Source organism: Azorhizobium doebereinerae UFLA1-100 (assembly GCF_000473085.1).
Taxonomy (GTDB): Bacteria; Pseudomonadota; Alphaproteobacteria; order Rhizobiales; family Xanthobacteraceae; genus Azorhizobium; species Azorhizobium doebereinerae.
Map to the genome: position 1 here is coordinate 25,251 of NZ_AXBA01000037.1, position 18,781 is coordinate 44,031.

At 67.8% G+C, this 18,781-nt stretch carries 16 protein-coding genes; 5 read left to right on the top strand and 11 right to left on the bottom strand.

Annotated features, from left to right (window positions below):
• Positions 1 to 13: 13 nt before the first annotated feature.
• On the bottom strand, positions 14 to 2,260 hold the full coding sequence (locus YU1_RS0121825; RefSeq protein WP_245263413.1) for a NosR/NirI family protein: 2,247 nt from the start codon (positions 2,258 to 2,260) through the stop codon (positions 14 to 16).
• A 311-nt stretch (positions 2,261 to 2,571) separates the two neighbouring features.
• Here YU1_RS0121825 and YU1_RS0121830 point away from each other — a divergent pair, with 311 nt between their 5' ends.
• Positions 2,572 to 3,438, top strand: a complete 867-nt coding sequence (locus tag YU1_RS0121830) for a ferritin family protein (RefSeq protein WP_029005894.1) — start codon at positions 2,572 to 2,574, stop codon at positions 3,436 to 3,438.
• 91 nt (positions 3,439 to 3,529) lie between these two features.
• Here YU1_RS0121830 and YU1_RS30650 read toward each other — a convergent pair whose 3' ends face one another.
• The gene (locus YU1_RS30650) at positions 3,530 to 3,877 is read right to left on the bottom strand and encodes a hypothetical protein (RefSeq protein WP_156922358.1); all 348 of its coding nucleotides are present in this window, start codon (positions 3,875 to 3,877) and stop codon (positions 3,530 to 3,532) included.
• A gap of 283 nt (positions 3,878 to 4,160) precedes the next feature.
• On the opposite strand from YU1_RS30650, the gene YU1_RS0121840 reads away from it, so the two are divergent.
• From YU1_RS0121840 to YU1_RS0121850, 3 genes are all read left to right on the top strand, one after another.
• Positions 4,161 to 6,332 carry an amylo-alpha-1,6-glucosidase gene (locus YU1_RS0121840; protein ID WP_029005895.1) on the top strand — a complete coding sequence of 724 codons (2,172 nt, stop codon included), beginning with the start codon at positions 4,161 to 4,163 and terminating at the stop codon, positions 6,330 to 6,332.
• A 310-nt stretch (positions 6,333 to 6,642) separates the two neighbouring features.
• On the top strand, positions 6,643 to 7,104 hold the full coding sequence (locus tag YU1_RS30655) for a PRC-barrel domain-containing protein (RefSeq protein WP_245263410.1): 462 nt from the start codon (positions 6,643 to 6,645) through the stop codon (positions 7,102 to 7,104).
• Positions 7,085 to 8,410, top strand: a complete 1,326-nt coding sequence (locus tag YU1_RS0121850) for an MFS transporter (protein ID WP_084540035.1) — start codon at positions 7,085 to 7,087, stop codon at positions 8,408 to 8,410. Before YU1_RS30655 ends, YU1_RS0121850 begins: the two co-directional genes overlap by 20 nt.
• A gap of 135 nt (positions 8,411 to 8,545) precedes the next feature.
• Here the strand turns inward: YU1_RS0121850 and YU1_RS0121855 are convergent, their stop codons facing one another.
• Positions 8,546 to 9,604: a glycosyltransferase family 4 protein gene (locus tag YU1_RS0121855; RefSeq protein ID WP_029005897.1), complete on the bottom strand. Its 1,059-nt coding sequence runs from the start codon at positions 9,602 to 9,604 to the stop codon at positions 8,546 to 8,548.
• Between the two features lie 152 nt (positions 9,605 to 9,756).
• Here YU1_RS0121855 and YU1_RS0121860 point away from each other — a divergent pair, with 152 nt between their 5' ends.
• Positions 9,757 to 11,562, top strand: coding sequence for an ABC transporter ATP-binding protein (locus YU1_RS0121860; RefSeq protein ID WP_245263412.1), 1,806 nt, complete (start codon positions 9,757 to 9,759; stop codon positions 11,560 to 11,562).
• Between the two features lie 7 nt (positions 11,563 to 11,569).
• Here YU1_RS0121860 and YU1_RS0121865 read toward each other — a convergent pair whose 3' ends face one another.
• From YU1_RS0121865 to YU1_RS0121900, 8 genes are read right to left on the bottom strand one after another with little or no spacing between them, the layout of a single operon-like run.
• The gene (locus YU1_RS0121865; RefSeq protein WP_029005899.1) at positions 11,570 to 12,319 is read right to left on the bottom strand and encodes an HpcH/HpaI aldolase family protein; all 750 of its coding nucleotides are present in this window, start codon (positions 12,317 to 12,319) and stop codon (positions 11,570 to 11,572) included.
• Complete coding sequence (locus tag YU1_RS0121870; RefSeq protein WP_029005900.1) at positions 12,319 to 13,845, bottom strand: AMP-binding protein; 1,527 nt, start codon at positions 13,843 to 13,845, stop codon at positions 12,319 to 12,321. Before YU1_RS0121870 ends, YU1_RS0121865 begins: the two co-directional genes overlap by 1 nt.
• 31 nt (positions 13,846 to 13,876) lie before the next feature.
• On the bottom strand, positions 13,877 to 14,209 hold the full coding sequence (locus YU1_RS0121875; protein WP_051357159.1) for a cupin domain-containing protein: 333 nt from the start codon (positions 14,207 to 14,209) through the stop codon (positions 13,877 to 13,879).
• A 26-nt stretch (positions 14,210 to 14,235) separates the two neighbouring features.
• The gene (locus YU1_RS0121880; RefSeq protein ID WP_029005902.1) at positions 14,236 to 15,114 is read right to left on the bottom strand and encodes a branched-chain amino acid ABC transporter permease; all 879 of its coding nucleotides are present in this window, start codon (positions 15,112 to 15,114) and stop codon (positions 14,236 to 14,238) included.
• The gene (locus YU1_RS0121885; protein WP_029005903.1) at positions 15,107 to 15,904 is read right to left on the bottom strand and encodes an ABC transporter ATP-binding protein; all 798 of its coding nucleotides are present in this window, start codon (positions 15,902 to 15,904) and stop codon (positions 15,107 to 15,109) included. The genes YU1_RS0121880 and YU1_RS0121885 overlap by 8 nt, the downstream gene beginning before the upstream one ends.
• A complete protein-coding gene (locus YU1_RS0121890) occupies positions 15,901 to 16,875 on the bottom strand; it encodes a branched-chain amino acid ABC transporter permease (protein WP_084540036.1) in 975 nt (324 codons plus the stop codon). The genes YU1_RS0121885 and YU1_RS0121890 overlap by 4 nt, the downstream gene beginning before the upstream one ends.
• Positions 16,844 to 17,590 (bottom strand): ABC transporter ATP-binding protein, encoded by a 747-nt coding sequence (locus YU1_RS0121895; protein ID WP_051357161.1) that lies wholly within the window; start codon positions 17,588 to 17,590, stop codon positions 16,844 to 16,846. The genes YU1_RS0121890 and YU1_RS0121895 overlap by 32 nt, the downstream gene beginning before the upstream one ends.
• Positions 17,587 to 18,726 (bottom strand): ABC transporter substrate-binding protein, encoded by a 1,140-nt coding sequence (locus tag YU1_RS0121900; protein WP_029005906.1) that lies wholly within the window; start codon positions 18,724 to 18,726, stop codon positions 17,587 to 17,589. Before YU1_RS0121900 ends, YU1_RS0121895 begins: the two co-directional genes overlap by 4 nt.
• Between the last annotated feature and the right edge of the window lie 55 nt (positions 18,727 to 18,781).

Genomic DNA, 18,781 nt, shown 5'->3' on the forward strand with positions numbered 1-18,781 from the left:
TGGACTCCAGGGCTCAAGAGGTGGGGGGAAGGGGCGCGTCCACGGTTGCGGGCCGATCGATCGGCCGGCCGTTGTGGGTAATGGTGGGCTTCGCTTTGCCGCCGCTGAGCATCGAGGGCGACGAAAGGGCTTCGAACCGCTCCCGTTTCAGGCGCACCTGGATCATGTGCGGGCAGCGGTGGTCGTCGTGGTAGAGCATCTGGCAGTGCATGCAGTAGATGCACTCGTTGACGTTGATGTGCCCTTCGGGGTGAATGGACTGAACCGGGCATTCCTTCGCGCAGCGCTGGCACGGCGATCCGCATTCGGACCACCGCTTCAGCCATTCGAACGTGCGCATCCGGCCGGGAATGGCGAGCGCGGCGCCCAGCGGGCACAGGTAGCGGCAGAAGAACCGCTCGATGAACAGTCCCGCACACAGCAGGGTGAGGGCGTAGACCACATATGGCCATTCGCGCGCGAACTTCAGGATGATCGCGGTCTTGAAGGGCTCGACCTCGGCCAGGGTCTCCGTCAGGGCGACGGAGTAGAGCGAAAGCCCGAACAGGCCGATGAACAGGATGTATTTTATCGGCCACAGTCGCTCGTGCAGGCCCCAGGGTACCGTGACCTGAGGGACCTTGAGCCACTTCGCCACCGTGCTGAGCAGTTCCTGCAATGCCCCGAACGGGCAAAGCCAGCCGCAGAACGGCCCGCGCCCCCAGAACAGTAGGCCCACCGCCACCGCCGACCACAGGATGAAGGTGAGCGGCGAGGCAAGGAAGAACTCCCATTTGAACCCGGTGATGAGGGCGCTGGTGAAGGTGACGACGTTCACCACCGATAGTTGAGCATTGGCATACCAGCCGAGCCAGACGAGGATGAAGAGCAGGAACGCCCGGCGCACCCACTCATAGACGGCCGGGCGGCGGACCAGCGCATCCTGAAAGAAGAAGATGGCCGTCAGGGCGAGGAGGGTGAATGCGGTCAGCCCGATGGCGGCGACGTTGCCGCGCCAGATCCGCATCCAGAGCGGATCCTCCAGCAAGTCTCCCGCAGGGGCCGCCTGTGCGGCCGGCGACATTGCGGATGCGGCCGCCTGGGGCGGGGAAGGGGCCGGGCGTTCCTGCTTGAGATAAGTGTCGGGGAGCGCATATCCCAGCTCGAACGTCTGGAAGGCCTTCTCGCGGGTGGCTGTCGCCCGCTGCACCAGGAGCTGGATTTGCCAGGGCGCTGCGGGGTCGAGGGTGAGCTCATTGGGCACCACGAACAGCGACACTTCGCGCAGAACGGGCGCGCCCTGGGCGGCAAGGCCACCGAGACGGGTGTGGTTGCGATCGCGGAAGCGGGTGCTGGATCCGTCCTGCAACAGTTCGATGCGGTCGAAAATGCCGCCCCGGACGTAGCCCGACCCCTTGAAGGAATAGGCGCCGTCCCCGGCGATCAGGATGGCCTGCTGGCCTGGCTTCAGCTGCGCCATCAGGCGGTCGTAGCCGTCGTTGCCCAGCAGGCTGCGGCCGATGGTGGGGACGGTGACGAGCGCGGCATAGAGATCGATGAAGACATCGTCCTCTGCGCCCGGCTCCGGGTTTTCTGCCGCGGTCTTGTTGCCGGCCTTAGCGAAGGCGTCGCTGACCTCGCCGATCGAAAGGTGGAGGCGGCGAACCGATCCGTCGCCGAGCAGGTCGTTCCAGTCGCGAATGTCACTCTTCGTGAAGTCGATCGCCTTCTGCGGGAGCGCCGCGCCGGTGCCACCGCCCGCCACGCTGCCCCCGGCCACCCGTCCGCTGCGGATGAGCCGCACGGCAGAGCGCACCACGCTGTCGGCCATGACCAGCACAGTGACGGTCGCGCCACTGACGATGTCGACCTGAGGCGGATTTTCGGCGCCCGTGGCGATCGGCCGGATGTCCCGGCCGATCAGGGAATTCATCGTGGCGATGATGCGCTGTACCGGAATGCCGATCAGGACGATCGGCTCCTTGTGATCCACCAGCTTTATGCCGGAGATGACACCGTTGGTGTCAATTCCGACAAGTAAGCTGATTGGCTTTCCTGAATATCCGGTCGCATTGGCGAAGTCGGTATTGAGATAAAGGTATCCGCGCAGCCGCTCCCCGCTGAAGACAGGAACGATGGGCGGCGAGCCCTCTGGGGGCCCGAAGCGATCCGCGTCAGCAAAAAACTCGCCCGGCTGCGCGGCTCCCAAATAATCCTTCAATTCAGCGGCAGCGTGGGCTGGCGCTACAAAGAAGACCGCACCTGCCGCGAGTACAATGATGCCGGCTAGGCAGGTCGTCGAAAATCGTATGCTCGCAAGCTGAACAGCCGCAAACAGTCGAATCCGCGCAAGCCAAACCAGGGCGCGAGATAGAACAGGCAATGGCCGACTCCACAGCGTCCACCGCCCGTGGCGGTGCTTCTCGTTCGGAGGTGCGGTTGGTCGCTACGCTGGGACCGGCGCCCGCCTCTGTTCAACGCCTAGCACAAGGCAACGATGCCTTTTTGAGCCACGACAAACATAACTCAGATAAGATGATTTTGTAATGACGTGAGCGATTGATAATTTCGGTCCCGGCGGAGGGCGAGGGCATGGCGCTGCTGGAATGCGAGCCTGGGGGCACCGTGCGCTCGCTGGCGGAATTTTTTGCGCTTGCACAGGCGATGGTAGCGGACGCGGCGGCGGGCTACGAAGCGCTGGCTGCCGCAGCCCGCGCGCGGGGGCAGGGAGCGGTGGCCGATCGGCTCGATACACTCGCGGGCGAGGAACATGTGCATCTGGCCAATCTCACCCGCTGGTCGGTGGATTTGCAGCATAAGATCCCGGACCCATCGGCGATGCCGTGGGCACCGCCGCACGCCATGGACCCGGAAGCCGGCGCGGAACTGGCCTCATCCCAGTTGATGACGCCCTATCGGGTGATGGCCCTGGCGGTTCGAAACAAGGGGCGAGCCTTCGCCTTCTGGAGCTACGTCGCCGCGCAGGCCGAGCCGCGCGAGGTCCAGGATGCGGCGGAAGCTATGGCGCGGGAGGAGCTCCGTCGAGCGGCGACCTTGCGGGTGGAGCGGCGTCAGGCCTTTCACGCGGCCCGGCGGACCGTGGCGGATGCCGCCACACCTGATGCGCGGGGCGAGGCTGAGCCGGTGAATACGATCGCCGCTCTGGAGACGCAGCTCGCCCAGCTCTTGGAACAACGTCTGCCGGCGCTGGAGGGGGCCATGGCCGACCGCTCCCGTGCTTTCATCGCCGACGGGCGCGCTGCCGCAATGGACATACGGGCCGCCGCCCCGGGAGCGATGGGCGATGGCCAGAACACGATGTCGGAGGTCGCCGAGCGTCTCGTCGCGCTGTATCTCGAAGCGGCGGAACGCAGCACGCATTACGCGCATCTGGTCTGGGCCCAGGCACGCGCCGAGGCGGCGCTGACCCGGCTGGCTTGGCTGCGGACCCTGCCGTGAGAGGGCCCCGGTGATGTGAGAACGTCCGTCCGATCTGCGCACCGTGGGAGAGCTGAGGCCGGGCATAAGCCCTCGCCCGGCCGGCCCTGCCTCAGGCGGCGTTCCGGCCCGCCATGAGCGCCGCCTCGATGGATGTCACCAGCCTCTCGAACGTCTCGGGCTGGGTCGATGCGGCGGCGAGGTCGCTGGCCCAATTGGGGTGGCGCAGCGTGTAAGTGGTGAAGGCCACGTGGGCGCCGGTCTTTTTCAGCAGATGGTCCGACACCCGCGAAGGCAGTGCCTCCCGCACGAAAAACAGAAGGCCGGGATGGCTTTTGTCGAATGTCGCAATCTCGCCGGATGCCTCGGCGTAGGCGCCTTCCGCGATCAGGCCAGAAACCCGATCGATCAAGTCTATCACTTCCGGCTTGTGCTTGCTCGTCCCAGTCACGCTGACCATCGTTTCGCCTCCTGCTGACGTCCCGCCGAGGAACGGTAGAAGTGATATGGGCGCGCGAAAGAGCGAGTCAACGGGATGGGCAGGCGGGGGCAATCGCAAGGCTGTGGCCATTCCGGGGCGGTCAGGAGGTGCGGTTGGCCGGGAGCTGAGCCGCCGCCAACGGGGAACCAAGCTGCGCCGTTGTGCGTTGTCCATGGTCTTGCAATGCGGGAAGGCTGCCCTTTCCGTGTCTCCACCGACCGTTGTGCGTCTCTCCCCACAGCGCAAACGCACCCGATGGGCCATGAACCTGCAGCACACGCCCGATGGCACAGAAGAGCCGCTGTTCCAGATCGAATCCCACGGGCCTCCGTCGCGCCCGCGCGGCACGCTGAAACAGGGCGATACGTTCGCGGTATTCGACCTCTATGGTGACATGGGCGTCTCGCCCGGCACACCGGATGGACTTTATCACGCAGATACCCGTCATCTCTCGCATTGGTCGCTGCTGATCGAGGGCCGCGAGCCGCTGTTCCTCGGCTCGACCATTCTCGACGGCAATGCCGGCCTGGCGGTCGATCTCACCAACCCCGACGTGATCGCTGACGGCCATACCCGCCTGCACAAGGACACGCTGCACGTGGTGCGCTTCTTCTTCCTCTGGCAGGAGGCTGCGCATGAGCGCTGTTCCATCCAGAATTACGGCAGCGAGGCGGTGGACGTGGTGTTCACCTATACGTTCGATAGCGATTTCATCGACCTGTTCGAGGCCCGCGGGGCGCGGCGGGTGAAGCGCGGCACTCCGCTTCCGCCGGTGATCGAGGGCGGGCACGTACGCCTTGCCTACCGGGGCCTTGACGAGGTCGAATACCATACGGAGATCGAGTTCCGCCCGCGTCCTTCCGCTGTACGCACCCGCAGCGCCGACTTCGCCATCCGCTTGGGACCGGGCGAGCGCACTTCGATCTTCGTCACCATCGCCACGCAGCCCGCGACCGAGCGGATGCGCCGCCCTTTCCTGCAAAGCCTTCAGCGGGCCTGCCGCGCCACCCGCACTGTCCGCGAGGACATGGCCCAGGTGGTGACCTCGAACCCGCAGGTGAACGGGGTGCTGGAGCGTTCCGCCGCTGACTTGGCCATGCTGCTGACGCAGACGCCGCAGGGCCTTTACCCCTATGCCGGCATCCCCTGGTATTCCACGACGTTCGGGCGCGACGGCCTGCTGACGGCCATCGCCATGCTTTGGGCCGATCCTGGCATCGCGTGCGGCGTCCTCATGCGTCTCGCCGCTTTGCAGGCGGCGACCACGGACCCCGCTGCGGATGCCGAGCCGGGCAAGATCCTGCACGAGATGCGGGGCGGCGAAATGGCTCGCCTGAAGGAGGTGCCGTTCGCGCTCTATTACGGCAGCGTGGATTCGACGCCGCTGTTCGTGCTCCTCGCCGGGCGCTATTACGAGCGCACCGGGGATTTGGAGACCATGCGCGCCTTGTGGCCGGCGATCCTGGCGGCCCTCGCCTGGATCGACGGACCCGGAGATCGCGATGGCGATGGATTCCTAGAATACCATCGCGCCACGGACACCGGCCTCGCCAACCAGGGCTGGAAGGATTCCTACGATTCCATCTTCCATGCCGACGGCACCCTGGCGAAGGGGCCGATCGCTTTGGTCGAGGTGCAAGCGTATGTCTATTCAGCGAAACTGGCGCTTGTTGACGTTGCGCAGGCCCTCGGTGACGACGTCTTCGCCGATCGGCTGAGGCGGGAGGCTCTCGCGCTCGCCCAGTGTTTCGAGGCCGCCTTCTGGGCGCCGGAGATCGGCACCTATGCGTTGGCGCTCGACGGCGACAAACGGGCCTGCAAGGTCGCGACCTCCAATCCCGGGCATGCGTTGTTCTCCGGCATTGTCCGCCCCGACAGGGCGGGAGCGGTGATCCGCCGGCTGATGGACAGCGATGGAGCGTCGGGCTGGGGCATTCGCACGGTGGCGCGGGGCGAGGCGCGCTATAATCCCATGTCCTATCACAACGGCTCCATCTGGCCGCACGACAACGCTGTCGCCGCGCTCGGCATGGCACGCTACGGACACACCCAGGCCGCCGTCGAGGTGTTCGAGGCGATGCTGGACGCCGGCGGAGCTATGGCGCTCGGCCGCCTCCCTGAACTCTATTGCGGCTTTCGCCGGCGCCACGGGCGCGGGCCGACGCTCTATCCCGTCGCCTGTGCGCCTCAGGCCTGGGCGAGCGCGGCCGTGCTCGCCTGCGTCCAGGCGTGCCTGGGCATCGAGTTCCGCCCCGCCGCCGAAGAGGTGGTGTTCCGCCGCCCCCGCCTGCCACGGATGATCGACGAACTGTCGATCCGCAATCTGCGCGTCGGGGGGACGCAACTGGACGTCACGATCCAGCGGCGGGGCTCGGATGTCGCCGTCGGCGTCGACCGGCGCTTGGGTGCGGGGCAGGCGATCGTTCTGCTTTGAGCCGGGGCGCGCCGCCGCGGCCGCCCCGACAGTTACAACGCCCGACAGAGGATTTCCGATGTCATCCATCCTCAGCGGCCGGCTGATTGCCGGTTTTCTGCTCCTGGCGCTGTCGTGCCCTGCGTCCATGGCTTTCGCCCAAGCGCCGGACGCACCGGCCGCCGTCACGCCTTCGGCGGTGCCGCCTCCAGTTGCACCATCCCCCGCCCCCGCGCCGGCCACGGAACCCACGCCGGCCCAGCCTGCGGCGGCTTCGTCCCCGCCGTCGCCGTCCGTCTCCGTGCCGCCACCCGCCACGGAGACGCCGGCCATGGTGATCGACGGCGCCGCCGCCGATACGCTTCTCGGAAAGCCGGTGCAGAGCGCTGCCGGCGAGGACATGGGGCGCATCGTCGATGTGGTGATCGACCGGGCCGGCGTGATGCGGGCCGTCATCATCGATTTCGGCGGCTTCCTCGGCGTCGGCAGCCGCAAGATCGCGGTGGACTGGCGCGTGCTGCATTTCCCGCCCGGCGGCGCCATGGACAAGGCGGTCGCGCAGCTCCAGCGCAATCAGCTCCGGAGCGCGCCCGTATTCAAGCAAGGCGAGCCGATCGTCGTGGTGGGGCGCGCGGAAGCGGCATCTTCGCCGGCATCGCCCCAGGCTATGCAGCCCGCTGCCGCGCCTGCGCCCGCGTCCGTCCCCCCCGCATCAAGCGGCCAAGCCCCAGGCGTGCCGCCCGCCGCAGCGGCGCCTTTGTCACCCACATCCGATCCATCGCCGAAGCCGTGACGTGAACAGCCCTCGGAAGGTGCAGGAACAGGACAGCGTGCCTGGTCCCCCCGGTGTGGACCCCGCATATCCAGACGGCGGCACGCCACCCTCGGCGCGCAGCCGGCATGGGCTGGACTGGTTCGTGTTCTGCGTGGCGGACATCCAGACCGGCTTCGGCCCGTTTGTCGCGGTGTTCCTCACCACGCAGAAATGGACACAGCTCGACATCGGCCTGGTGCTGACCATCAGCGGCCTCGTCAGCCTCGTCGGTCAGATCCCGCTCGGCGCGATGGTGGATGCAGTCTGCTCCATCCGCGCCATGGCGGTGCTCTCGCTGATCGCCATCGGGATCAGCGCCGTCGTCTTCGCCGCATGGCCGATCTTTCCCGTGGTCCTCGCCTCGCGCGTGCTGCATGCGGCGGCGAGCTGCGTTCTGGGGCTGTGCCTCGTCTCACTCAGCCTCGGCTTGGTTGGACCGGCTGGCATCAGCGCGCGCCTCGGCCGCAATGCCGCTTTTGCGTCGGCCGGCACCGGCGTCGCGGCGCTGACCATGGGCGGGCTTGGCTACTACGTGTCGAGCCAGGCGGTGTTCTTTCTTGCGGCGGCCCTTGTCGTGCCGGCGCTTACCGCTTTGCTGCGCATCGATGCGGCGGAAATCGCGGCGGCCCCGCGACCACGCGAGGCGAGCGGCGGCAGTTGGACGGCGACCATCGCGGGCGTGCTCAGCCTCGGGCGGAACCGGCGGCTGGTAATCTTCTGCGGCTGCGTGGTCATGTTCCACCTCGCCAATGCGGCCATGCTGCCTCTGGCTGCCAGCATGCTCACGCTACGCTCGAGCGAGGCGGCCACCGTCATGGTGGCCGCGGCGATGGTGGTGCCGCAATTCACCGTGACGCTCCTGTCCCCGCTGGTCGGCCGGGGCGCTCAGAGATGGGGGCGCCGGCCGTTCCTGCTTATAGGCTTCGCGGCGCTGGTGGTACGTGGCGCCTGCTTTGCGCTGACGGGCGAGCCCTATTTCCTGGTGGCGATCCAGGTGTTGGACGGCGTGTCCGCGGCAGTGCTTGGCGTACTCGTTCCGCTCACCGTGTCGGACCTCACCCGCGGCACCCATTTCAATCTGGCGCAGGGCACCGTGGGCTGCGCCATGGGGATCGGCGCCTCATTCAGTACCGTCATGACGGGATATGTGGCGGATACGATGGGAAGCTACACCGCCTTCCTGACCCTGGCGGTCGTCGCTGCGGCGGGGCTCGCGTTGGTGGCGTTGGTCATGCCCGAAACGCGACCGACCGAGGCTGGGGAGGGGCGGCAAAGTCGGGGCTGAGCGGAATGGAAACGGTTCGTGTCGATTTTGTTTCGATCGCGAGCCCCGAGATCGACCTCTGAGCAGTATTTCGGCGGAGTGGCTCTCCGCCCCGCCGAAATACTGATCGGGTAGTCATTTGTAGGTATCCGCTGCTCAGATGGCCGAGACGAGGTGCGGCCGCATGCGCCCGCCATCCACCATGCGGCGGTAGAGCGTCAGATAGCGCTCGGCCATGCGCCGCGCCGTAAAACGCTCCTCGAAGCGTTCGCGGATCGTCTCCCGCGAGAGGGTCCGCAGATCGCGGACGGCGCCAGCCGCGCTGATCTCGTCTTCCACCACGAAGCCGGTGACGCCGTTCTCGATCACCTCCGGCACCGAGCCGCGATTATACGCGATCACCGGCGTACCGCAGGCCATGGCCTCGATCATGACGAGGCCGAAGGGTTCCGGCCAGTCGATGGGGACAAGCAGGGCGTGGGCGCCGCTGAGGAAATCGGATTTCTGCGCGTCTCCGATCTCGCCGATGAACTCGACGCCCGGGCTGCCGATCAGAGGGCGGATCTGCTCCTCGAAATGATCTTCGTCCGCACGGTCGATCTTGGCTGCGACCTTGAGCGGGATGCCGCAGCGCTGGGCGATGCGGATGGCGCGGTCGAGCCGCTTCTCCGGCGAGATGCGGCCGAGGAAGGCGAGGTAGCTGGGAGCCACGGCGGTGGGCCTCAGCAGATCCGCCGGCAAGCCGTGATGCACGGTCTCGACCCAATTGGCATTGGGCACGGGCCGGCGCTGGGCATCGGAGATCGACACCACCGGAATGGAGGAGAAGGTGTTGAACAGCGGCTGGTGCTCCGGCAGGTCCAGGCGGCCGTGCAGGGTGGTGACGAAGGGCGTGGGCTGGCGCGACATCAGGGAGAAGGGATAATAGTCCATGTGGAAATGCATGATGTCGAAGTCGCCGGCGCGACGGTAGACATGCTCCACCATGGCCATGTGCAGGGCGTTGGGATCACGCACCGTGCCGTCCAGGCGCAGCGCGCGGGGCCACATAGCCTCCAGGCGGGCGGTGGTCACGGAATCCCCGCTGGCGAAGAGGGTGACGTCGTGACCCATGGCCACGAGTTCTTCTGTGATCCAGGACACCACCCGTTCGGTGCCCCCGTACAGCGTCGGCGGTACGGCTTCGGTCAACGGGGCAATCTGTGCGATTTTCATGAAACGAAAGCCCTTCGTCACAGTTAAGTTCACGGCCAGCCGATGACTGTCTGACTGGATCGGATCGGGCCGCCGTCTCAAGAACCGCGAACGGAAGGCAGGCCTTGTATCGCAATGCAGCATCCGCCCGAATGTTCCCGCGCAGCTCACGAATGATGCAAAAGGGCGCCAGGGCCGCCCCGGCTACCGCGCAGGACCTCACCCGCTTTGCTGAGCGCCCGATCGCGTTCCTGGGCCATTACGTGCGCCGACGTCCCATCAGCCATGCGGTGATCCTCATCGCAGTGCTCGGGGCGGTGGCCTGCTCGGTCAGCACGCAGTATGGCGTGAAATTCCTGGTGGATACGCTGTCGGGGGAGCCAGGCCAGGGAACCAGCCCATGGATGGCCTTCGCGCTGCTCGTGTCCTTCGTCGCCGCCGACAATCTGCTGTGGCGAGTGGCGAGCTGGACGGCGAGCTACGCTTTCGTCCACGTGACCGGCGATCTGCGCTCCGACCTGTTTCGCCATCTCACCGGGCATGCGCCGAGCTATTTCGCCGATCGTCTGCCGGGCGTGCTGACGAGCCGCATCACCGCCACCTCGAACGCGGCCTTCCAGATCGAGAACATGTTCGTCTGGAATGTCCTGCCGCCCTGCGTCGCCACCGTGGGCGCCATTGCCTATCTCACCCTGGTGAGTGTCCAGATGGCGGTGGTGCTGGTGGTGGTCGCGACCGCCGTGATGCTGGTCATGTTCCGCATCGCCTCCGCCGGGCGCCCTCTGCACCATGCCTTCGCCGACAAGGCGGCGGCGGTGGATGGCGAGATGGTCGACGTCATCGGCAACATGTCCCTGGTGCGGGCCTTCGGCGGCATCACGCGCGAGCATTCCCGCTTCGACACCACGGTGAATGACGAGATGGTGGCCCGTCGTCGCAGCCTGCTCTATCTGGAGAAGCTGCGGCTGACGCATGCGCTGGTGGTGGTTGTGATGACCCTGGCTCTGCTCGCCTGGGCGATCACGCTGTGGCAGGCTAGGCAGGCGACGGCGGGCGACGTGGTGCTGGTCTGCACGCTAGGGCTTTCCGTGCTCAGTGCCACGCGCGACCTCGCCGTGGCGCTGGTGGACGTGACGCAGCACATGGCCCGGCTTTCCGAGGCGCTGTCCACGCTGCTCTCTCCGCATGAACTGCGCGATCATCCGGAGGCGTCCGCTCTGGTGCCGAACGGGGCGAGCGTGACCTTCGAGGCGGTCTCGTTCCGCTATCCGGCCGGAAAGCAGGTGTTCGACGGTCTGAGCCTCCAGGTCGCGGCCGGGCAGCGGGTCGGGCTGGTCGGGCCGTCGGGCGGCGGCAAGTCGACTCTCGTGGCCCTGCTCCAGCGCTTCTATGGCGTCAGCCAGGGGCGCATCCTGATCGACGGGCACGATATCGCGCGGGCCACCGACGAGAGCCTGCGGCACGCCATCGCTGTGGTGCCGCAGGACACCGCCTTGCTGAACCGCACGCTGATGGAGAACATCCGCTACGGACGACCCGACGCCACCGACACGGAGGTGTGGGAAGCGGCCATCGCCGCCCGTTGCCGCCCGTTCATCGAGACCTTGCCGAAGGGCCTGGAGACCATCGTCGGCGATCGGGGCGTCAAGCTGTCCGGCGGCCAGCGCCAGCGCATCGCCATCGCCCGCGCCTTCCTGAAGAACGCGCCCCTGCTGATCCTCGACGAGGCGACGTCCGCCCTCGACACCGAGGCGGAGGAGAGCATCCGGGAGGCGCTGGAGAGCCTGATGACCGGGCGGACGGTCATCACCATCGCTCACCGCCTCTCCACGCTGCGGAACTTCGACCGTATCCTCGTGCTCAAGGGCGGCGCAGTGGTGGAGGACGGGGCGCCTGACGACCTGATGCGGCGCGAGGGCGTGTATCGCGAGATGATCGAGCGCCAGCGGGACGGGTTGGAGCAGATGGTCTCGGGCTAGAGCCCGCTCAGCCGGCCAGCGCCGCTTTCTTGGCGCGGGCTTGCTCCAGCAGCCAGCTCTGGTCGGAGCCGCAGATGAAGGCGCTGTAGCCCTCCGCCGTGCGCTGTGGAATCTCGACCGTGCCGGGGATGAACAGGCCGGCCGTGACGCCCGCCGCACGGCAGGCCTGGCCCACCGCATGCACCGCCTCCGCGACGCGCGGATCGCCTGTGCCGGCGGCGCCCAGCGACAAGGCGAGATCGGCGCGACCGACGAACAGGCAGTCCACGCCGTCCACCGCGGCGATGGCGTCGAGCCGATCTAGCGCCTCGGCATCCTCGATCTGGCACCAGACCGAGGTCTCGCCGTCCGCGGCCGCGAGATAGGCGTCGGCGCCCCGCGTGCCGTAGCCGCCGGCGCGGACGGAGGGGGAGAAGCCACGTCGCCCGGCATATTTCGCCGCCGCCACGGCAGCGCGCGCCTCCTCCGCCGAGCGTACATGGGGCACCAGGATGCCAGTCGCGCCCATGTCGAGGCAGGCGGCGATGGGCGCGGGATCGAGCCCGGCCACCCGCACCAACACGGGCAGCCCGCCGGCGCGGCCGGCCAGGATCATCCGGTCGAGGTCGCCGGGCGAGAAAGGGGCGTGTTCGGCATCGATCACCACGCAATCGAGGCCGCCCAGCGCCAGGATTTCCACCATCTGGTAGGAGGCCGACTTCACGAAGGTGCCGAGCAGCGGCTGGGCGAGCCGGGCGCGGAAGGAGTTGGCGGTCATCATGCGGCTCCAGCGCGCTGCTGCGCGCGGGCGTCGCGCTGGCGCAGCTCGGTCTTCACCACCTTGCCGTAATTGTTCTTCGGCAGGGCTTCGACGAACACATACTGCTTCGGCCGCTTGAAGCGGGCGATGCGCGACAGACAGAGGGCGTCGAGCTCTCCCTCCGGCGCGGTGCCCACCACATAGGCCACCACCACCTCGCCCCATTCGGGATCGGGCCGGCCGATGACCGAGACTTCCTGGACGGCGGCGTGGGTGAGCAGCACCTCCTCCACCTCGCGGGGATAGATGTTGGTGCCGCCGGAGATGATGAGGTCCTTGGAGCGGTCCTTCAGCGTGAGGTAGCCGGCGTCATCCATCACGCCCATGTCGCCGGTGTGCAGCCAGCCGCCCTTCAGCGCGCGGGCGGTGGCATCGGGATCGTTCCAATAGCCGGACATGACGGTCGGGCCGCGGCAGATGATCTCGCCGGTCTCGCCCGGCGCCGCGGGCCGCCCCTGGCCATCCACCAGCGCCACGTCGAGCATGGCGAACGGCCGGCCCACTGAGCCCAGCTTCTCGCGCCAGCGTGGATCGCGCCGGTTGGCGATGTCCTCGCGGCCGAGGGTAGTGATGGTCATGGGCGTCTCGCCCTGGCCATAGATCTGCACCAGATGGTCGCCGAACGCGTCGAGCGCGGCGATGGTGTCCTCCACATACATGGGGCCGCCGCCATAGACGATGGAGCGCAGGCGCGCGGGATCGAAGGCGATACCTGAGGCCACGAGCCGCTTGACCATGGTGGGCGCCGCGAACAGCGAGGTGCGGCCCCAGTGCGCGGCAAGGCCGAGCATCTCGTCGGGCTCGAAGGCGCCGCTCTCCGGCACCACGCTGACAGCCCGGCGCATCACATGGGCCATGATATAGAGGCCAGAGCCGTGGCTCATGGGCGCGCCGTGATAGAGCACGTCGCCCGGCGCGATGGGGTCCACCTCCGCCGCATAGGCATAGGACATGGCCGCGAGATTGCCATGCGAGAGCAGGGCGCCCTTCGGCCGACCGGTGGTGCCGGAAGTATAAAACAGCCAGGCCAGGTCGCCGTCGTCGCGGGGCGCGGCGGTCAGGGGTTCGGCGGCGAACAGCGCCTCATAGGCCGGGCTGCCGATCACGATGGCCTGGCGCAGGCTGTCGGGAGCGAAGGGGGCGATGGCGCTCTCGACGTCCGGCGAGACGAAGGCGATCCCGGCGCCGGAATGCTCCAGGATGTAGCCGAATTCCGCGCCGTGCAGCTTGGCATTCACCGGCACCGCGGCGGCGCCGGCGAGCCAGATGCCGTAGAGGATCTCCAGATATTGCGGCATGTTCTTGGCGATCACCGCCACTCGCCCGCCGGTGGGAACGCCGAGCCCCTCCCGCAGCGCCCTGGCGAGGCGCGCGGCGCGCCCGGCGAGCGTCTCGTAAGTCTGGTGGACGGCGGTTCCGTGGCCGACAGCGGCCGCCTCGGGGCACTCGCGCCCGGCGCGTTCCAGCCATAGTGCAAGGTTCATGGAAGTCCTCCCGGTGCGCGGCGCGGTCCGCTCAGGCGTATTCGGGGCGGCGGGGGGTGAAGACGTCGAGGTTGATCACGGGCTCATCGCCTACCACCTCGCCCCAGTGGCGCACGTTCGGCGGGATGACGATGACCCCGCCCGGGCCGACGAGGTGCTCCTCCTCGCCCACGAAGAAGCGGATGGTGCCGGAGACGATATAGGCGATCTGCTCGTGCGGATGGCTGTGCGGGCGGGGCTCGTGGCCCGGCATCAGGCGGTGCAGCGCGAGCGTGGCGCCGTCGCCGGACACCGCCTTGCGCTCGACGCCCTCGCGCACCGGCGTCCAATCCATCGCGTTCCAGTTGACGTTGGTGATGTCCATGAGAAAAATCCCTTGCGGTCAGGCGCTTATTTCGCCGCGCCCAGCAGGCCCGAGGGCCGGATGAAGAGGAACAGCAGCAGAACGGAGAGCGCGGCCACCGTCTTGAGCCCGGCGCCGAAGCCGAGGATGGCGAGCGACTGCACGAGCCCCAGCATGAGCCCACCGAGGAAAGCGCCGAACGGCCGCCCGAAGCCGCCGACGATGGCGGCGATGAAGCCGGAAATGGCGAATGGCACGCCCACGTTGAAGGCGGTGTACTGGGTCGGCGTGATCAGGATGCCCGCCATGGCGCCGAGCGCCGCGCTGATGGCGAACGCCGCCGCCAGCATACGCGAGACCGGGATGCCCTGGAGTGCCGCCGCCTCGCGGTTGATGGCGCAGGCGCGCATGGCCTTGCCGGTGCGCGTCAGGCGGAAGAAGGCGGCGAGCGCCGCCACCGCCAGCAGCGAGGAGCCGACGATCCACAGCAACTGGTAGCTCACCGCCACGCCGCTGACCTGGATCGGCGGCAGGTCGGTGAACATGGGCAGCGTCTTGGGCTGGTCGCCGCCCACCAGCAGGGTCACCCGCTCGATGACGATCTGCGCCGCCAGCGTGGCGAGGATCATGGTGAACATGGTCGCCTTGCGGTCCCACAGCGGGCGGACGACGACGCGCTCCAGCACCACGCCGAGCAAGGCGACGATGGCGATGGCGACGAGCGCCGCCGGCAGCAGGGGCAGGCCGTAGCGCTGCAGCAGGCCCTGGGTGAGCATGCCGCCCAGCATGACGAAGGCGCCCTGGGCGAAATTCACGATGCCCGAGGCATTGTAGATGACGCAGAAGCCGATGCCGATCAGCCCGTAGACGCAGCCGATGCCCAGCCCCGACACCAGCACCTGGGGAATGTAGGAGAAATCAGCCATGGCGTGCGTCCTTCCGGGCGATTGGGGCCGTCTCGGCGCTGCCGAGATAGGCGGCGATCACCGCCGGATCGACGCGCACCTCGCCGGGCGTGCCCTCGGCGATCTTGCGGCCAAAATCCACCACCACCACGCGGTCGGCGGTGTTCATCACCAGTGTCATATCGTGTTCGATCAGCAGCACCGTGGTGCCGGTCTCGGCGATGCGGCGGATGATGCGGGAGAGGGCGGCGGATTCCTCGCCGTTCAGTCCTGCGGCCGGCTCGTCCAGCAGCACCAGGCGCGGCTCGGCGGCGAGCGCACGGGCCATCTCCAGCAGGCGCTGCTGGCCGTAGGAAAGACCGGAGGCGGGCGTGTCCGCCTTCAGCTTCAGGCCGACGAAGGTCAGCAGCTCCAGCGCCCGCGCCTCCACCTCGCGCTCCTCCCGCCGGGCGGCGGGCGTGCGGGCGAGCGCAGCGAGGAGGCCGCTCCGGGTGTGCAGGTGGCGCCCGACCTTGACATTCTCCAGCGTGGTCAGGTCCTCGAACAGCTTCACCAACTGAAAGGTGCGTACGAGGCCGCGCCCGGCCACCTTCTCCGGCGCGAGGCCGGTGATGTCCGCGCCATCGAACAGGATGCGGCCGGAGCTCGGCGGCAGGAAACCGGAGATGAGGCTGAACAGGGTGGTCTTGCCCGCCCCGTTCGGTCCGATGACGGCGGTGACGCCGGCTTCCGGCACGGAGAAGCTCATGTCGTCTACGGCGACGAGGCCGCCGAAGCGGCGGGTGACGTTTTGCAGCACGAGCCGGTTCATGGGCGCCTCCGGATGCTGAAGAGGGAGGACAGGCCCTTGGGGGCATAGATCAGCATCACGATCAGCGCCGCGCCATAGGCGAGGTCCTGATAGTCCTTGAAGCCGCGGAAGGTCTCCGGGAGCAGGCTGATGATGAGCGCCCCCACCACGGGGCCGGCGATGGTGCCGATGCCGCCCACATAGAGCATGGTGAAGGTGAGGATGACCATGTGCAGCCCGAACACCTCCGGGCTGACGAAGCCCACCACATGCACGAACAGCGAGCCCGACAGCGAGGCCAGAGCCGCCGATAGCAGGAAGGCCAGGAGCTTGTAGCGCGCCACCGGAATGCCCAGCGCGCGGGCGGCCTCCTCGCTGCCCGCCACCGCGGACAGCGCGCGGCCGATGCGCGAACCGCGCAGCCGCGCGGAGAGGAAGGTGGCGCCGGCCACCACCGCCGCCAGCATCAGCAGCTGGCCGCGATCCGAGGTGATTTCGTAGCCGCCGATGCCGAGCGGGGGGATGCCGGAGAGGCCCATGTAGCCCTGGGTCACCGACTGCCATTCCACCGTGATCTCATAGACGATGAGGCCGATGGCCAGCGTGCCCATGGCCAGATAGTGACCCTTCAGGCGCAATGTCGGATAGCCGATGGCGCAGGCGGCCGCGACGGCGCCCAGCATGCCCGCGGCCATGGCCGGCAGCGGCTCCCAGCCATAGGTCGCCGTGAGCACGGCGGACGTATATCCACCGATGGCGGCAAAGGCGTTCTGGCCGAAGGAGACCTGGTTGGCGAAGCCCATGAACAGGTTGAGGCCGATCACGAACACCGCATAGATGAGCGCGAACGACACCACGGTCGCGGGATAGCCGCCGGCGACGGCGGCATAGGCGACCACGGCTGTCACGAAGCCATAGGGCAGGGCCACACGCCAGGACAGCCAGGAGCGGCGGGGCGCCTCAGGCGAAGTAATGCTGAGCGAGCTCGTCATAAGAGGTGATCTCGCGTGGATCGAGGGTGGCGACGATGCGGCCGACCGAAAGCAGGTAGGCGCGATTGGCGAGTTGCAGCGCCAGCGGCGCCTTCTGCTCCACCAGGATGATGGAGAGGCCCTCGCCGTTGAGGCCGCCGAGGGTGGCGAGGATCTCCTCGGTCACCCGCGGCGCGAGGCCGAGGGAGGGCTCGTCCAGCAGCAGGACCTGGGGTCCGGCCATGAGCGCGCGGCCGATGGCAAGCATCTGCTGCTCGCCGCCGGACATGGAGCCCGCCACCTGGGTGAGGCGCTCCTTGAGGCGCGGGAACAGTTCCAGCACCTTCTCGCGGCGATGGCGGAACTCACCGGCATCGCGCAGGCGATAGGCGCCGAGCTCCAGGTTTTCTGCCACGCTCATGGGGCCGAAGATGCCGCGCCCTTCGGGCACCAGCACCACGCCGCGCGAGGCCACCGCCACCGGATCGAGCCGGGGCAGGGGCGTGCCGCGCAGGCTGACGCTGCCGGCATTGGTCACGAGGCCGAGGATGGCGCGCAGCAAGGTGGACTTGCCCGCCCCGTTGGGGCCGAGCACCGCCACCAGCTCGCCTTCGGCCACGAACAGGTCGGTGGGGTGCAGTGCCTCCACGTGGCCGTAGCGGGCCGAGAGGCCGCGCGCCTCCAGCACCGGGATGGTGCCGGGGGCGGGGCTGAGCATGGCGGACGCCGCGCTCATTGCACCACCTTGATCTTGCCGTTCACGATGGTGGCGAGCACGAACGGGTTCTCGGTGATGCCCTGGTGCACCTCGGGCGAGAAGTTGTAGACGCCGGTGGTGCCCTGGAAGCCCTTGATGCCTTCATAGGCATCGCGCACCGCGGCGCCCTCGAACGACTTGCCCGTCTCCACCGCGGTGGCGGTGAGCATCAGGCCGTCCCAGCCGCGCGAGGCCCAGTTGGGATCGCGGTCGCCATACTTGGCCTTCCAGGGGCCGAGGAACTTGGTGATCTCCGCCTTCAGCGGCCCCTCGGGCAAGGCGTCATAGACCTGCGAGGGGGAGGCGACGAAGAAGAACTTGTCGCCCAGCACTTCGGCCACCGGGCCGAACACGGCAAGGTCCTCCAGGCTGGTGAGCAGCAGCATATCGGCGCCGAGCTGCTTGATGTTCTTGGCGGCGGTGAGCGTGGAGCCGCCCAGCCCGATCTTCAGCACGGCGCCGGCGCCGGCCGAGCGCATCTTGCTGATCTGCACCGAGAGGTCGGCGTCATCCTGCTTGTACTGCTCGATGGCGACGATCTCGATGCCGTACTTCGCCGCGACCTTTTCCGCCACGCTCTTCTGCAGGTTGGCATAGGGCGTGGGGTCGTGCAGCACGCCCACCTTGCGGATCTGCGTCTTGTCGCGCAGGTATTCCAGGCGCTTCTCCACTTCGAAGCCGGCCGGGGGCAAGGTGGAGAACGCCCATTTCAGTTGGTCCGGCTGCTGCGGCAGGATGGAGCACAGCATCATCGGCACCTTGGCGCGCACCAGGAGGCCGGCGGCGGCGAAGTTGCCCGCCGAGACGCAGCCGGACACGAACACCTGGGCGCCATCGGACGACAGCATTTTCCTGTAGACCGTCACCGCCTCCTGCGGCTCGGAGCGGTTGTCCTCCACGATCACCTGGATCTTGCGGCCCATGACGCCGCCGCGCGCATTGATCGCTTCGGCCGCGAGCTCGACGCCGTCGCGCCAGGCGCGATCGACGGTGGCGGCATAGCCGGTCAGGCCGGCGGAGATGCCGACCTTGTAAGTCTCCTGCGCACCGGCGGGCGCTGCAAGGATCGACGATCCGGCGAGCAGCGTTGCGGCGATGAAGGTGCGAAATGTCACGGCGTTCCTCCCGATGATTTTTCTTTGGGGTTGTCGCGGCCCGGCTCTTTGTGTC

Bases quoted from the DNA above. Each gene is read 5' to 3' on its own strand.
- YU1_RS0121875 (WP_051357159.1), bottom strand. From the start codon at position 14,209: ATGGACATCACCAACGTCAACTGGAACGCGATGGATTGGACGCCGGTG.
- YU1_RS0121880 (WP_029005902.1), bottom strand. From the start codon at position 15,114: ATGGCTGATTTCTCCTACATTCCCCAGGTGCTGGTGTCGGGGCTGGGC.
- YU1_RS0121830 (WP_029005894.1), top strand. From the start codon at position 2,572: ATGGCGCTGCTGGAATGCGAGCCTGGGGGCACCGTGCGCTCGCTGGCG.
- YU1_RS0121890 (WP_084540036.1), bottom strand. From the start codon at position 16,875: ATGACGAGCTCGCTCAGCATTACTTCGCCTGAGGCGCCCCGCCGCTCC.
- YU1_RS0121855 (WP_029005897.1), bottom strand. From the start codon at position 9,604: ATGAAAATCGCACAGATTGCCCCGTTGACCGAAGCCGTACCGCCGACG.
- YU1_RS0121860 (WP_245263412.1), top strand. From the start codon at position 9,757: ATGATGCAAAAGGGCGCCAGGGCCGCCCCGGCTACCGCGCAGGACCTC.
- YU1_RS30650 (WP_156922358.1), bottom strand. From the start codon at position 3,877: ATGGTCAGCGTGACTGGGACGAGCAAGCACAAGCCGGAAGTGATAGAC.
- YU1_RS0121865 (WP_029005899.1), bottom strand. From the start codon at position 12,319: ATGACCGCCAACTCCTTCCGCGCCCGGCTCGCCCAGCCGCTGCTCGGC.
- YU1_RS0121870 (WP_029005900.1), bottom strand. From the start codon at position 13,845: ATGAACCTTGCACTATGGCTGGAACGCGCCGGGCGCGAGTGCCCCGAG.
- YU1_RS0121840 (WP_029005895.1), top strand. From the start codon at position 4,161: ATGAACCTGCAGCACACGCCCGATGGCACAGAAGAGCCGCTGTTCCAG.
- YU1_RS30655 (WP_245263410.1), top strand. From the start codon at position 6,643: ATGGTGATCGACGGCGCCGCCGCCGATACGCTTCTCGGAAAGCCGGTG.
- YU1_RS0121885 (WP_029005903.1), bottom strand. From the start codon at position 15,904: ATGAACCGGCTCGTGCTGCAAAACGTCACCCGCCGCTTCGGCGGCCTC.
- YU1_RS0121895 (WP_051357161.1), bottom strand. From the start codon at position 17,590: ATGAGCGCGGCGTCCGCCATGCTCAGCCCCGCCCCCGGCACCATCCCG.